The following is a 13,718-nucleotide window of genomic DNA, read 5'->3' on the forward strand; positions in this document are numbered from 1 at the left end:
CGTATCGGAGCCGAGACGTGTTTAAGAAAGTTCTGGTTGCCAATCGCGGAGAAATCGCGCTGCGAGTGATCCGTGCTTGCAAGGAACTCGGCATCAAGACCGTGGCCATTCATTCTGAGGCGGATGCGCTTGCGCTGCACGTTCGAGCGGCCGACGAAAAGATGTGTGTCGGGCCGGCCGAATCGGCATTGAGTTACCGAAATATTCCCAATGTCTTGAGTGCCGCAGAGATTACGGGAGTCGACGCCATCCATCCGGGGTACGGATTTCTGTCGGAGAATGCCCATTTTGCGGAAGTCTGCGAGTCGATCGGCATGAGGTTTATCGGACCGAGCTCAGAAAATATCGCCATGATGGGGGATAAGGCGAAGGCGCGAGAGATCGTGGCGAAGCGAGGCCTTCCGGTCACGCCGGGGAGCCCAGGCGAATTGCGCAGTGAGGAGGAGGCGCTGCAGGCGGCGCAGAAGATCGGTTTTCCTGTCATTATTAAAGCCACGGCCGGAGGGGGAGGGCGAGGCATGCGCGTCGTCAATAAGGCCGATGACCTGGGCCGAGCCTTCCAGGCTGCTCAGGCTGAAGCGAAATCGACCTTCGGCAACGACGGTGTGTACCTCGAGCGGTACTTCCTGGAACCGCGGCATATCGAGGTGCAGATTTTGGCCGACCAATATGGTCGGGTGGTCCACCTCGGAGAACGAGACTGTTCGATTCAACGGCGACATCAAAAATTGGTTGAGGAAACCCCCTCTCCCGTAGTCGATGACAAATTGCGTCGGGAAATCGGCCGAGTAGCTGTGGAGGCGGTGAAGGCTGCGCATTACCGAAATGTGGGCACGGTAGAATTTTTACTGGACAAAGACCGCCAGTTTTATTTCATGGAAGTCAATACACGCATCCAGGTGGAGCACCCAATCACCGAAATGGTGACCGGCGTGGATCTGATTAAGGAGCAGATCCGTTTGTCGGCCGGTCATCCGCTCTCAATTCGGCAACAGGATGTGACCATCACGGGGCACAGTTTGGAGTGTCGCATTAATGCCGAGGATCCGGAGAAATTTACCCCGTCTCCAGGAGTAATCACCAAATACAGTTCTCCGGGAGGCTTCGGAATCCGCGTCGATTCAGCCATGGAGTCGGGTTCGGTCGTCGTTCCTTACTACGATTCGATGATTGCGAAGCTGATCACCCATGGACGTGATCGACAGGAGTCAGTAGCTCGTATGAAACGCGCGCTTGGCGAGTTTATCATCGAGGGCATTAAGACCACCATTCCGCTTCACCGTCGAATCCTCGACGATCCCGATTTTCAAAAGGGCCACGTATCGACGACGTTCTTGGAACGATTCTTGGCAAGCTAAGCCCGCAAGTTCTCCCTCCGGAAGCACAGCCTTTTCGGTGTTGCTCCATCAAGTGATCTCATTTCTTGGTAAGCGTAGAGTCTCATGGTAAGCTCATCAAAATACTCCCCGCTTCACGCGAGGGAAGGTGCATCACCTATTGGGTTCCTGATAGGATATATTGGTGCTCGCTGTGTCGAGCGCCCAACGTATGCGACGTCTCGGCTTCATTATTAGTATCGTGGCTATCGGAATTGCCATCGGTGGCTACGTGTTTTTTAACGGAGAGCGGAAACCTCCCATTCGATATCGGGCGGCAGCAGTCGAACGTGGTGAGATCGTTTCTGTCGTCAGCGCGACGGGAACCATCAATCCGGTTGTCTCCGTCCAAGTGGGTACGCAAGTATCAGGGATGATCAAAAGCCTCCACGCCGATTTCAACTCACGAGTAAAGGCCGGAGAGACGGTTGCCGTCATTGATCCCGAACCGTTCAAGGCTCGTCGGGAACAGGCTGCCAGCAATCTGGAAATGGCGCGGTCAAACATCGCACGATCCAAAGCCGACCTGGCGCAGCGAAAACGTGAACTCGACCGTGTTCAATCGCTGTTGCCTCAGCAGTTTGTTTCACAAAACGACGTCGATGTCGCACTCACAAATTTTCAAAGCGCAGAAGCACAGTTGCGGGTTGCCGAGGCACAGGTCAAGCAAGCGGAAGCAGCATTGAATGCGGCCGAACTGGAATTGAAATATACCGTCATTCGGTCCCCTGTAGACGGTATTGTCGTTGCGCGGAATGTAGAGGTCGGTCAGACGATCGCCGCCAGCTTTGCCACGCCCAACTTATTTCTCATTGCCCTCGATCTGACCAACATGCAAGTCGATACCAACGTGAGTGAGTCGGATATCGGCGGGATGACGGAAGGGAAGGCGGCGGTTTTCACGGTAGATGCCTATCCGGGAATGTCCTTTGCCGGCATTATTAAACAGGTGCGCCTCGCACCCATCAACGTCCAAAATGTCGTCACCTATACTGTGGTGGTAGGCGTAGATAACAAGGACTTACGTCTAAAGCCTGGAATGACTGCGAACGTAGCGATTGTGGTGGCTCAAAGAGACCAGGTGCTCAAAGTTCCTAACGCGGCGCTACGCTTCATGCCTCCGAAGACTGAAGGAGACCGCCGAGGATTGGAAGGACAAGCGACAAAAGCAGAGGGGGGACACCCGATCCACACAGGAGGAACAGCGGGGCAGTCGAGGACTGTTTGGACACAGGTAGAAAGCGGTGACCTCGTTTCTCTGTCGGTCCAAACGGGTATCTCGGATGGCATCACCACCGAAGTCCTGTCCGGCGGTCTCACGGAAGGTGATTCGGTCGTTGTCGGTATCGAGCAGTCTTTTGGGGAAAGAAAGAGCAGCGAGCTGCCGCCAGGATTCGGCAACCAGCGGCGCCCTCGTTCTCGGTGAGCCGTCGGATTGTGTGATACATACGGTGTATGCGATTTGGCTTGCCGAACGTAATCTCTTAGCACCGTCCTCCGGTCATTCATCTTCAGATCGCATCTCCTAGAGGATAGGTTTGTGACCGCGCTGATCATTTGTGAAGATATTTGGAAGGTCTATCGAGTCGGCGACGTTGAAGTGCAGGCGCTGAGAGGGTTGAATCTCACCATCCGGCAAGGCGAGTTCGTTGCGATTATGGGGTCGAGCGGATCAGGCAAATCCACACTGATGAACATTCTCGGGTGCCTTGATCAACCGACCAAGGGACAGTATCGGTTGAACAGTATTGATGTCGGACATTTGCAGCCAGACCGGTTGGCAGAGATCCGGAATCAGCAAATCGGCTTTGTCTTTCAAAGTTTCAATCTCATCCCTCGCACCAGCGCGTTGGAAAACGCCCAGTTGCCACTGTTTTACCGAGGACTTCCCCTCAAGGAACAGAAATCGCTGGCGTCTGCTGCGTTGCAGCGTGTGGGGTTGAGCGGGCGCGAGCACCATTCACCAACACAACTTTCGGGAGGGCAGCAGCAGCGAGTGGCGATCGCTCGGGCTCTGGTGACGTCACCCTCGTTGCTCCTTGCGGATGAACCGACCGGAAATCTCGATACTCAGTCCAGCCAAGAAATCATGGAGATTCTTGAAGGGTTGAATCGGGAAGGGATCACGGTGATCCTGGTCACGCACGAAATCGATATTGCGGCCTATGCGTCACGGCAGATTACGATTAAGGATGGTCAAGTCCTAAGCGATCGGGCGACCGAAGGCAGATCCCATGTGGTGGGAATGTAAATGCATGCGTTTGTGTGGCTGACGATCGTGACGGCATTGCGAATTCTTGGGCGAAACAGGCTGCGTGCCGGCTTGACCATGCTGGGGATTATCATCGGTGTGGGAGCGGTCATCGCGATGGTCAGTATCGGCGAGGGGGCAAAGCAGGCCGTGCAGAAGCAGATTGCCACCATGGGCACGAATGTCATCATGATCTGGCCTACCGCGACGAGCGTCGGTGGTGTGCGAGGTGCACAAGGTGGGGCTGTCACGCTGACCGTTGCGGATGCAGTGGATCTGAAGAAGAGAATTCTGGTTCTATCGGATACTGCTTGGACGAAACGCGACATACTGCAGATCGTGAACGGTCACCGCAACTGTAACAGCCCGGTCAATGGAGTGTCACCCAGCTATCTCAGTATCCGAGACTGGACGTTCAGTAAGGGAGGTTCCTTTACCCAGGCAGATATGGATAGTGCGGGGCTCGTCGCACTTCTTGGACAGTCGGTGGTTGATGAACTCTTCGATCAAGGGGAGGAACCACTCGGGGCCGTCATTCGCATTAGAAACGTCCCGCTCCGCGTGATCGGCATCTTATCTCCAAAAGGACAGAACACGTATGGTCAGGATCAGGACGATGTCGTCTTTATCCCCTTCACGACTGCCGAGCGAAAAGTCTTTGGAACGCCGTTCCTTGGATCGGTCGGCGGCCTGTACGCCGCCACAGATCGAGCCGAGGATATGCCGGAAGCGGTAGAACTCATACGAGAGGTCTTGAGGTCTCGCCACCGTCTACAGGGCGAGCAGCCGGATGATTTCGCCATTCGTACGCAGGTCGATATTGCCATGGTGCAGGAGGGGACGAGTCAAACCTTGACGGTCATGTTGATGGCGATTGCGTCCGTCTCGCTGCTCGTCGGCGGGATCGGCATTATGAACATACTGCTTGTTTCTGTGACCGAACGAACAAGAGAAATCGGAGTCCGTATGGCAGTTGGAGCCAAGCGAGCCCATATCCTGATACAGTTCTTGATCGAGGCCATGACGCTCAGTGTGGTCGGCGGTTGTATCGGCATCCTATTCGGGGTGTTTGCGGCCCGCTTGACGACGGTGATTGCCGGATGGCCCACGATTATCTCGGGCCACACGGTTGCGACGGCATTCGTCTTTTCCGTCGCCGTCGGCTTATTTTTTGGTTTATATCCTGCCAACAAAGCCGCTCGACTCAATCCCATCGAAGCGTTGCGCTACGAATAGGGTTGGCCACCATTCGTGTTGGCTCCTCAAGGATCCATCGTGATGATTGTTTCAATCGCCCGTGTCCGAGGTTCGTCGGCCTGCTGTGCAAGGTTGACGACCAATGGCGTGACATACTCGGTGCCTCCTGGTTGGTGAGTAATGGTGACGATCGGTTGATGCAGTTTCTCTTGATTGAGCTCCGTGACCACGGCCAACTCTTGTGTATTCAGCCGTACATGACTATGGACCGGATAGATACCGACTCTCGCGATAAACGCCGACAGGATTCGTTGATCGATCTTGCCTTGCCGCGCTTCTTGATACAAACATTGAAATGTGTGGTGGGGAGTGAGCGGAGGTGTCCCGCCGAATCCAGTGATCAATTCATCATATCGATCCACGACCATCAGGATGCGGGTGCGGTCGGAGGTAAACCGTCCCCGTGACTCTTTCGGGTAGCCGCTGTCATCGAGATAGACATGATGATTTGCGATAAGCTGGAGTATGGCGCTCTCAATCCTGCCTTGCCGCTCCAACATAAGAACCGCATGGCGAGGATGAGTTTCCAGTTCATGTTGGTCGGTCTCGGAAAGGCCTGACGTGGTGTGAGCCTGGCTGACAATGGCAGACCGGATCTGCAAGAGCCCGATATCATGTAACAGCCCGGCGGTCGCAAGTTCCTGCAGTTCCAAAGGGTTGAATTGGTAGACCTGTCCTAAGACCAGTGACAGCGTACAAGTGGCCAGCGCATGGCGGCTGAGAGTGGAATCGCCGGCCCGATTTTGACTCAATGCCATGAAAATAGCGGAGTCGGTGAGAGTTCTCATAGCGATCGTGATTTCTTGAACTGCTTCGGCCGCCTGCTGAGGATTGACCGTCCCTGTTTTGCTGATGGTGGAAAAAACGGATTGTACGGCTTGATCCATCTGTTGCTTGGCCAGCTTCGCTTGGACATATTCTTCGTTCAGCTGAGCTAAAGACTTGGATTGTTTTTTAATACTCCACGTCGGTGCTGCCTCGGTCGCCGAATGCGGCGCATCTGATATCTGATGAGGCTGAGAAGCCATTCCCCGGTCGAGGTCGATGTCGACCACCTTCACCCCTGCGCGTACTAATTTTTCAATCTGCGAAGGATGCTCGATCAGAAATGAATGGCGGAGGAAGGGGGAGCGGAACCACGAAAGGTCCAAATGGGCGACGTACATTCCGATCTGAAGATCACGGACAGAGACGCGGGTTCTCGCCATCGGACTCCGGGTACAAGTAATGAGGCTGCAGAAACACCTCCTGTGAGGTATCGGCACCGATGGCAGATAACTGTAGCTGAGTAATGGTTGCGTTGAGTGGTCAGCCCGAGTGATCAGGCGGGTGAAGGAACGAGAGAGAGACTTCAATGCGAGGATCGGTTTTGTCGACCTGTTTGTACAGATGGGTTTCAATGATGCGATTGTCGTTCAAGCCGAGCCCTTCGCAGACCGCATCTTGGGCGATCTTCAGGCCTCCGTCGAGGTCACGTCGTAAGGGAGAAGCGAAAAAGAACCGGATCGACAGCGCCAGCGGTCCGGATTGAAGTCGATCCCGCAAGGAAGGTCCGGCAGGGGACTGTGCCAATGCCAGCCATACGTGCCGGCCGACGTATGTTTTATACGCACGTCCGGCCGAGGACAACAAACGACGCCCATTCACCGATGCGTATTGATGATTGATGCTGGGAGGAACAGGCAACGTAACCGTGAGCATGTTCGATGTGATAATAGGCGGGTGGGATGGATTCCGAACGACCGCCGGGGAGTTCAATGGAAGGAGCTTCAGCGATCCGGCCGAACCATTGACGGGCACGGGCGTCATCGATCTCAGTCGTGATCGTTTGTCAGTCCACTGGGTTGTTGTGGGAAGGGGAAAGTTCAAGGCGAATACGGTGCGGCGACGTCGGTTTGATGGCATGGAGGCGAACTAGAGGAGGTTCATGATTTTTGCCATGTTCTGTTCATACCGACCTTCTGTACGGGCAATATACCGACGCCAGTCACTCGGATTCCAAATTTCCATTCGGTGATACAGGCCGACGAGGATGATCTCTTGATCTTCATCGACCGGAACCAGTTTTCGCAGGCGACCGGGAATCAGAATCCGGCCGGTTTTATCGATGTCCGATGACCCGGCCTCGGAAACGACAAAGTGCATAAACAGGCGGCTCTGGTCTTCGTCCAGAGACGTCCTGGTCCGTTCAAGAACCTTCTCCCATTCTTTCGTGGAGTAGATCAACAAAGATTGTTCCGGACCTTTCAGGAACATGACCGTCTGGCCCTCGGCCTCGATCTGCTCACGGATTGGTGAGGGGACGATGAATCGTCCTTTCTCATCAACCTTACAAAGGTATTCACCGGCAAACATTGCAATATCCTGTGTTTAGGAATTCACGGCGGTTCTGGTTCGGTCGCGGATCCATTGTTCGAGATCCGAACGTACAAATCGCCATTCTTTTCCCAGCTTGAAGGCAGGAATCTGCCGACTTCGAAGATAGCGGTAGAGGGTCCGTTGAGTAATCTTGAGATAGCGACAGGTTTCTGTCGCTGTCATGAGTTCGGTCTTCGGAGCCCTGCTCATCACTCCACCTGTTACTAGAGCGAGGAACACTCATACCGCCTCCAGTACTGCGCTATTCTAGAGACCGCTACAGGAATGTCAAGCGAAAGTCTATGACATTACATGTCAAAGGCCGTCAGTGCCGTCTGTTACTCCTTCACCGTCTTCGGATTGGTCCATCATCGCTTCGATATCGTCGACGTCCTCGCCCATTTCCTGCCCCATTCTCTTCATCAAACGGGCGACACTCCGAGGATCATTCTCATCAATCCCTCCGAGGTTAGCTGGATCTGAGAGCGATTCGAGTCGAGCTTCTTCGGACTTGGGAGCCGCAAATCGCGACAGGAGACGCTCCAACTTCGAGCAGCCACAGTGCCGACAGACAATCGATCCGGGATGGCGGGGGTTCATGATCAGGAACGAACTTCGCCTGCGGCACTCCTGACATGAGTACTCGTAAATTGGCATGGAGTTATCCTCCAAACGGTTCAAAAGGGGTATGGATGCTGAGCCAGCATTCGGTCGAGGACGATATCGGTACCCACGGTTCGGCTTAACGTTATGGCGAATACGTCAGCAGATCCAGCTCTACGCAGGGCCTTTGCACATTCATTCACCGTGGTGCCGGTCGTGAAGACGTCGTCGATCAGAAGAATGCGCTTCTTGGCGATCGCATCGGGGCGTCGAACAGCAAACGATCGACGAAGGTTTTTTTGACGGCTCTTGCGGGACAATGTGGTCTGGGGCGGCGTAGGAACAGTTCGGATCAAATTGGTATATACCACGGGAATATCGAGGCGACGCCCGATGTGATCGGCAAGCAGCAGAGACTGATTGAATTCTCGCTCACGAAGCCTCTGAATGTGCAAAGGTACTGGTATGATCATATCTACAGTATTGAGTGGAGGAAGTCGAGCCATCATGAGGCGGGCAAGTGGAGCCGCGAGTGAAACTTTGCCCTGGTACTTAAAGAGGCGGATGGCGTGTTGGAGCGGAGGCAGATAAGGGTACAGCGTCCAGGCCCTCGTATAAGAAGGCGGACGTACAGCGCAGGGTTGGCAGACATGATGCGGGCTGTAGGTCGAGGCGATGGAAGAGGGGAAGGGGCGGTCACAACGGGTGCATCGAGCGTCAGGCATGAGCGAAATCGCGCTCCAACAATCAGAGCAAAAATGCGGGATTGGGTCATCTTTCAGACGCGAGCTGCAACTCGAACAATGAACAGGAAGAAAGAACCTCATCGCACGGCGCGCGAGACGTGGGACCAATTCTGTCACATGATTGGCCATTGAGAACCCGTGATTCTTGCTTGTCCCACCCCTCTTTATGGCGAAGAGCCTGCTGGTGTCAAGGTTGTCCGCCTCCGATTTATTGTGCTATACGAAGGAGAATTACCGGGCACCCAGGCGATCAATTGTCGGAGAGAGCGGCCGTCGATGGTGATATTGCGACAACTCTCGAAAACCTATTTGCGTGGAGAAGCCACGGTTGTGGCTTTGCGCGATGTGAGTTTAGAGATTAAGGCCGGAGAATTCTGCGCGTTCGTGGGCCCCAGCGGCTGCGGGAAAAGTACCCTGTTGAACCTCGTGGCCGGTTTGGACCTACCAACCGCGGGAGAAATCGTGCTGGATGGACGATCCACAAAAAATCTGACCAGCTACGAGTGGACAAAGATCAGGCGTGAAACGATCGGGATCGTTTTCCAAGCCTTCCATTTGGTTCATGGTTTGACGGCTGAAGAGAACATTGCGCTGCCCTTGATGTTGCGCGGGGAGAATAGGCGGGAGATCGTAAAACGGGTGGAGGACATGTTGGAGAGAGTGGGGATGAGTCATCGTCGCCGACATCGACCCGCCGAATTATCCGGTGGAGAGCAACAAAGAATCGCGATCGCGCGGGCATTAGCGCATGGCCCCCGTCTCCTGTTGGCTGATGAACCGACAGGAAATATCGATTCTCATCAAGGAGCAGGTATTATGGCGCTCATTCGTGAGCTGGCGATATCTGGAGGGCAGACGGTATTGTTGGTTACCCACAGTTTGCAGGCCTCACAATCCGCCGACTATGTGTGGACTATGCGAGATGGACAACTGATTTCACGCACTGAACGTAGGACCGAACTGGTAACTCCGTGATCGATCTCTCCACAACGATCGCCGGCGTGACCTTTCCCGGCTGTTTCATGAATGCGTCGGGAGCGCTCTGTGTCACACGAGAGGAACTCGAGGCCCTCGGGAAATCCGGGGCGGGGGCGATCGTCACGAAGTCGATGACGATTGAGTCACGCCAAGGGAACCCTACGCCACGGTATCACGGATTTCCCGGAGGATCGATCAATTCGATGGGTCTTCCCAACCTCGGGTATAGAGCCTACGTCGAGTTGATTCCTCACCTCAAGCGGTTCGGAAAGCCGGTTATCGCCAGCGTGGCGGGACTCAGAGAGGAAGACTTTCCGACCATCGCGGAAGCGATCAATGCAGCCCAGCCGGACCTCATCGAGGTCAATCTATCCTGTCCGAATATTCCAGGCAAGCCCCAAATTGGCTACGATTTGGAAACATCCGAGCGGGTGCTCCGCAAGGTTCGGCGTCTCATCACGGTTCCGATGGGGGTGAAGCTGCCGCCGTACTTTGATCCGGCGCATCATGAGGCCATGGGGAAGGTACTCGGGCGTTGCGGAGTCGACTTTCTCAATTTGATCAATTCCGTGGGCAACGCCTTGGTTGTCGATCCGGAACGGGAAACCGTCGTCATTAAGCCTAAAGGAGGGTTCGGCGGGTTGGGCGGGCGACTGATCAAGCCGGTGGCATTGGCGAACGTCCGCGCCTTCTTCAAGTTTTTTGGTGGGAAGATCCCGATCATCGGAACCGGAGGGATTGTGGAGGGAATCGATGTGTTCGAACATTTCCTCTGCGGAGCCTCGGCGGTTCAAATCGGGACGGTGTTGGTGGAGGAAGGGCTGGGTGTGTTCGGCCGACTGGAAGCGGAATTGACCGCTGTCTTGACAAGAAAAGGATACCGGTCGATTCCGGAATGCCGAGGACGGCTCACGGAATTGTGAACCTATTTATTGCCGAAGTTGCGAGGCAACAAGTTGTGTTGTAGGGCCTGACGCAGGAGTTGGGCGACGTTCCGAACATCGAGTCGACGCATCAAGTTGAAACGATGTACTTCGACCGTCCGGACGCTGATATCCAACGATCCGGCGATCTCTCGATTCGTGTGGCCCAGCGCGACCAATCGGAGGACCTCGCGTTGGCGGGGCGTGATGGGCACAGAAGATTTGGAGCGATGTTCCATTCGGTGGAGCGGACGTGCGGTGGTCTTTTTCTTTCTGGCCATGTGTTCTCCTCTCGGAAGTTGCTATGATTCAGTCTAGCAAACGACCGAAAATGTGTAAACGAAACTACTGATATATGTCGAGCGTGCGAACACGCAGAGGGGACTGATAAGCCCAGTCCCAGTAGGAAGACTCTCTCACGCTACATGCCTGCCTTTGTAAGGGTGTTACTGCTTCTTCTCAGCTCTCATGTCCGGCAATGGCCGTTACGTACGTTGCTGACGATTGTCGGAGTGGCTCTCGGAGTGTCGGCCTCCGTAGCCGTGCGGAGCGCCAACGTCGAGGTGCTCCGGTCCTTTGAGCAGGCGGTCATGACGGTGGCCGGTCCAACCACCCTGGAAGTGTCAGGAGGTGAGACTGGGTTTGATGAACAAGTCATTACCAGGGTACGAACCATCGCCGGCGTGACGACCGCATCGCCGGTGATTCTACAGACGGCAGTTCGCATGAGGGAAGAGCAAGCCTACCAAGCAGTACAGGTGGTGGGTCTGGATCTTTTGGCTGAATCCACTACACGTGGGTTTCGCCTGAGCCGACCGGAGAAGGAAAGTCAGCTGGTGAGTATGATCCAGCCGGAGGCGGTGTTTCTGGGAGCCAAATTGGCCGCTGAGTGGAATCTGTCGGTCGATGACCAGGTCGATCTTCTGATGGGGCCGAGGCGTCTCACCTGTCGTGTGGCAGGGGTTCTTCACAATGAGTCGGGCCGAACCTCATCCTGGGAACGCATGGCCGTCATGGACATTGCGGCTGCACAAATTACGTTCGGGATGCTCGGGAAGGTGGATCGAATCGATATCGTGACCGACGAAAAAACGGCCGTCGAAGACGTGGCACAGGACCTACGAACTGTGCTGCCGCCCCATCTGACGGTGGAGCGGCCGACCAACCGAACGAGACAGGTCGAGCAAATGATGCGCGCCTTCCGCCTCAATCTGACGGTGTTGAGCTGGGTTGGTCTGTTGGTCGGGGTGTTCCTGATTTACAACACGATGGCGTTTGCCGTCGCTCAGAGGAGACAGGAAATCGGGATATATCGAGCGATCGGGATGACTCAGTCTCGGGTGGCCGTTCTGTTCTTGATGGAAGCGGGGTTATTCGGATTTTTGGGAGGAATCGGCGGTAGCGCGGCGGGGGTGGCATTAGCGCAAGAGCTTGTGACCTTGCTCAGTCGGACTATTTCGGATCTCTATGCTCCGGTAGGTGCCGGCGAGGGAGGGCTGTTCTGGACCGGTCAATTCTGGAGCATTGTGATCGAAGGGATTTTGATCGGATGCGTCGTGTCCATGATCGGTGCCTTTGGCCCAAGCCTGGATGCCGGCCGCACGATGACTGTACGGGCATTGGCTCCAGGTGACTACGAAGCGAGTCGACAGCTACGGGCGGGCGTGCTTGGTGCCGTGGGAGTGAGTTTGCTCGCTGCCGCTGGACTCTTGAGTGTTCCTGGACCGATAGGCGAGGTTCCTGTCTTGGGTTATTTGGCGACGTTGTTTCTGCTGGCAGGGTTGGCCTGTCTGGCCCCCATTTGCGTCACTGGATGGCAGCGTCCACGCCGATCTGTGGGGCGTGAATTTGGAGTACGGAGCGTCATGAGGGGGATCGCGGTAGAGCATGCATCCCGCAGTCCCGGACGAAATGGAGTCACCGTCTCTGCCTTGATGGTGGGATTGGCGATCATGATCGGCGTGCTTGTGATGGTGCGAAGTTTTCGACATACGGTCGAACTATGGGTCACCGATACGGTCCTGGCCGATCTGGTCGTGGCACCGTCGATGTGGCTGCAGGGCACGGAGATCGGGGACGCCGGCCGGGCGCTCCCACCCACATGGTTGAATGTCCTGTCCTCCATCCCTGACGTGGCGGCGGTCGACAGCTATCGCGACGTCCGGGTGGAAGTGAACGGCCAACGGGTGGCTGTCGTATCACGGGATCTGCGGTTGCATGCCCAATGGAGTCGGTATCTCGTACGCAGGGGCGACTCTTCGGAACAGCTCAGACGGGCGGCTGATATCCATGGCCTCCTCGTCTCGGAGGTCTTGGCTAATCGGCTCGGCGTGGAGGAAGGATCGACACTTGAAATTCTGACGCCCAGCGGTCTCGCGCGATTCCCGATCGTGGCCGTGTTCTATGATTATTCGACGGACGGAGGCAAGCTTCTCATGGATCGGGCACTCTACCGGTCGCTCTGGCACGATGATCTGGTCACGGTATTTCCCCTGTACTTGAGCGCCGGATCAAGTATCGACCGTGTGAGAGAAAGGATCACAGAACAGCTGAGCGGCGAAACCGGCGGGGGACTTCCGCCGCTCGTGATCAGTAACACGGAGTTACGGAAAGAAATTCTCGACATCTTCGATCGCACATTCCTTCTGACATACGTTCTGGAGGCCATCGCTGTCGTCATTGCCATGCTCGGGATCGTCAATACACTGGTCACGTCTGTTCTCGAACGTCGCAGGGAGTTTGCCACTCTACGGGCCATCGGCGGCAGCGGGGAGCAGATTCAACAGCTCGTGCTATGGGAGGCGGCCTACCTCGGTGTGATAGGGATTGCCTTAGGGCTTGTCGGTGGTGGGCTGCTCTCGTTGCTGCTTATTAAAGTCATCAACAAGCAATCGTTTGGATGGACGATTCAGATGATCGTTCCGATCAGTGCGCTTATCCAAGCCGTGGTGCTTGCCATCATCGCAACCTTGGTGGCGGGCTACTTCCCCGCCCGCTGGGCAGCACGTCAACCGATCGTAGAGGGGTTACGGGAAGAATAGGGGAGGCGATTACTTGGAAAGAGCCCACAGGCTGTTCAAATAGGCTGTCCAGCAAGGCCACAGCAAGCGAGGAGGCGAAGCGTAACCTATTTTTACCCGGCCCACCCATCGCCTGTCGGAACAGGCGTTTACCCAGGCCGTACGTTGAGTCTCTAAGCGACGCGAGAACGCCGCTGGCGGACTTT

Annotated in this window: 15 protein-coding genes; 8 read left to right on the forward strand and 7 right to left on the reverse strand. The window is 55.4% G+C overall.

The window, feature by feature from the left end; all coding sequences use genetic code 11:
- The first annotated feature begins 17 nt into the window (after positions 1-17).
- From accC to P0120_11405, 4 genes are all read left to right on the forward strand, one after another.
- Complete coding sequence (gene accC / locus P0120_11390) at positions 18-1,358, forward strand: acetyl-CoA carboxylase biotin carboxylase subunit (GenBank protein MDF0674921.1); 1,341 nt, start codon at positions 18-20, stop codon at positions 1,356-1,358.
- A 190-nt stretch (positions 1,359-1,548) separates the two neighbouring features.
- Positions 1,549-2,802, forward strand: coding sequence for an efflux RND transporter periplasmic adaptor subunit (locus P0120_11395; protein MDF0674922.1), 1,254 nt, complete (start codon positions 1,549-1,551; stop codon positions 2,800-2,802).
- Between the two features lie 114 nt (positions 2,803-2,916).
- A complete protein-coding gene (locus P0120_11400; GenBank protein ID MDF0674923.1) occupies positions 2,917-3,627 on the forward strand; it encodes an ABC transporter ATP-binding protein in 711 nt (236 codons plus the stop codon).
- Positions 3,628-4,863, forward strand: coding sequence for an ABC transporter permease (locus P0120_11405; protein ID MDF0674924.1), 1,236 nt, complete (start codon positions 3,628-3,630; stop codon positions 4,861-4,863). It begins immediately after the preceding gene.
- Positions 4,864-4,889: 26 nt separating this feature from the next.
- Here the strand turns inward: P0120_11405 and P0120_11410 are convergent, their stop codons facing one another.
- On the reverse strand, positions 4,890-6,092 hold the full coding sequence (locus P0120_11410; GenBank protein ID MDF0674925.1) for a DUF3391 domain-containing protein: 1,203 nt from the start codon (positions 6,090-6,092) through the stop codon (positions 4,890-4,892).
- A gap of 100 nt (positions 6,093-6,192) precedes the next feature.
- Positions 6,193-6,585, reverse strand: coding sequence for a RusA family crossover junction endodeoxyribonuclease (locus P0120_11415; protein ID MDF0674926.1), 393 nt, complete (start codon positions 6,583-6,585; stop codon positions 6,193-6,195).
- Between P0120_11415 and P0120_11420 the strand changes: the two genes are divergently transcribed.
- Positions 6,578-6,802 (forward strand): hypothetical protein, encoded by a 225-nt coding sequence (locus P0120_11420; GenBank protein MDF0674927.1) that lies wholly within the window; start codon positions 6,578-6,580, stop codon positions 6,800-6,802. The genes P0120_11415 and P0120_11420 overlap by 8 nt on opposite strands.
- Here P0120_11420 and P0120_11425 read toward each other — a convergent pair.
- The 4 genes from P0120_11425 to P0120_11440 all read right to left on the reverse strand — a co-directional run bounded on the left by P0120_11425 (position 6,799) and on the right by P0120_11440 (position 8,570).
- Positions 6,799-7,239 carry a hypothetical protein gene (locus P0120_11425; protein MDF0674928.1) on the reverse strand — a complete coding sequence of 147 codons (441 nt, stop codon included), beginning with the start codon at positions 7,237-7,239 and terminating at the stop codon, positions 6,799-6,801. The genes P0120_11420 and P0120_11425 overlap by 4 nt on opposite strands.
- Positions 7,240-7,254: 15 nt before the next feature.
- Positions 7,255-7,452: a helix-turn-helix domain-containing protein gene (locus tag P0120_11430; protein MDF0674929.1), complete on the reverse strand. Its 198-nt coding sequence runs from the start codon at positions 7,450-7,452 to the stop codon at positions 7,255-7,257.
- Between the two features lie 105 nt (positions 7,453-7,557).
- A complete protein-coding gene (locus P0120_11435) occupies positions 7,558-7,899 on the reverse strand; it encodes a zinc ribbon domain-containing protein (GenBank protein ID MDF0674930.1) in 342 nt (113 codons plus the stop codon).
- Positions 7,900-7,919: 20 nt separating this feature from the next.
- Positions 7,920-8,570, reverse strand: coding sequence for a ComF family protein (locus P0120_11440; protein MDF0674931.1), 651 nt, complete (start codon positions 8,568-8,570; stop codon positions 7,920-7,922).
- Between the two features lie 297 nt (positions 8,571-8,867).
- Here P0120_11440 and P0120_11445 point away from each other — a divergent pair, with 297 nt between their 5' ends.
- Positions 8,868-9,566, forward strand: coding sequence for an ABC transporter ATP-binding protein (locus P0120_11445; GenBank protein ID MDF0674932.1), 699 nt, complete (start codon positions 8,868-8,870; stop codon positions 9,564-9,566).
- The gene (locus tag P0120_11450) at positions 9,563-10,492 is read left to right on the forward strand and encodes a dihydroorotate oxidase (GenBank protein ID MDF0674933.1); all 930 of its coding nucleotides are present in this window, start codon (positions 9,563-9,565) and stop codon (positions 10,490-10,492) included. Before P0120_11445 ends, P0120_11450 begins: the two co-directional genes overlap by 4 nt.
- Positions 10,493-10,494: 2 nt before the next feature.
- Here P0120_11450 and P0120_11455 read toward each other — a convergent pair whose 3' ends face one another.
- Positions 10,495-10,773 carry a response regulator transcription factor gene (locus P0120_11455; protein MDF0674934.1) on the reverse strand — a complete coding sequence of 93 codons (279 nt, stop codon included), beginning with the start codon at positions 10,771-10,773 and terminating at the stop codon, positions 10,495-10,497.
- Positions 10,774-10,917: 144 nt separating this feature from the next.
- Between P0120_11455 and P0120_11460 the strand changes: the two genes are divergently transcribed.
- Positions 10,918-13,533 carry an ABC transporter permease gene (locus P0120_11460; GenBank protein ID MDF0674935.1) on the forward strand — a complete coding sequence of 872 codons (2,616 nt, stop codon included), beginning with the start codon at positions 10,918-10,920 and terminating at the stop codon, positions 13,531-13,533.
- Positions 13,534-13,718 lie beyond the last annotated feature (185 nt).

This window comes from Nitrospira sp., assembly GCA_029194675.1.
In the GTDB taxonomy this organism is placed as follows: Bacteria; Nitrospirota; Nitrospiria; order Nitrospirales; family Nitrospiraceae; genus Nitrospira_D.

Excerpts from the sequence above, each read along its gene's own strand:
- P0120_11405 (MDF0674924.1), top strand. The coding sequence starts at position 3,628 with ATGCATGCGTTTGTGTGGCTGACGATCGTGACGGCATTGCGAATTCTT.
- P0120_11460 (MDF0674935.1), top strand. The coding sequence starts at position 10,918 with ATGCCTGCCTTTGTAAGGGTGTTACTGCTTCTTCTCAGCTCTCATGTC.
- P0120_11395 (MDF0674922.1), top strand. The coding sequence starts at position 1,549 with ATGCGACGTCTCGGCTTCATTATTAGTATCGTGGCTATCGGAATTGCC.
- P0120_11455 (MDF0674934.1), bottom strand. The coding sequence starts at position 10,773 with ATGGCCAGAAAGAAAAAGACCACCGCACGTCCGCTCCACCGAATGGAA.
- P0120_11440 (MDF0674931.1), bottom strand. The coding sequence starts at position 8,570 with ATGCCTGACGCTCGATGCACCCGTTGTGACCGCCCCTTCCCCTCTTCC.
- P0120_11435 (MDF0674930.1), bottom strand. The coding sequence starts at position 7,899 with ATGCCAATTTACGAGTACTCATGTCAGGAGTGCCGCAGGCGAAGTTCG.
- P0120_11425 (MDF0674928.1), bottom strand. The coding sequence starts at position 7,239 with ATGTTTGCCGGTGAATACCTTTGTAAGGTTGATGAGAAAGGACGATTC.
- P0120_11410 (MDF0674925.1), bottom strand. The coding sequence starts at position 6,092 with ATGGCGAGAACCCGCGTCTCTGTCCGTGATCTTCAGATCGGAATGTAC.
- P0120_11430 (MDF0674929.1), bottom strand. The coding sequence starts at position 7,452 with ATGAGCAGGGCTCCGAAGACCGAACTCATGACAGCGACAGAAACCTGT.
- P0120_11445 (MDF0674932.1), top strand. The coding sequence starts at position 8,868 with ATGGTGATATTGCGACAACTCTCGAAAACCTATTTGCGTGGAGAAGCC.
- P0120_11415 (MDF0674926.1), bottom strand. The coding sequence starts at position 6,585 with ATGCTCACGGTTACGTTGCCTGTTCCTCCCAGCATCAATCATCAATAC.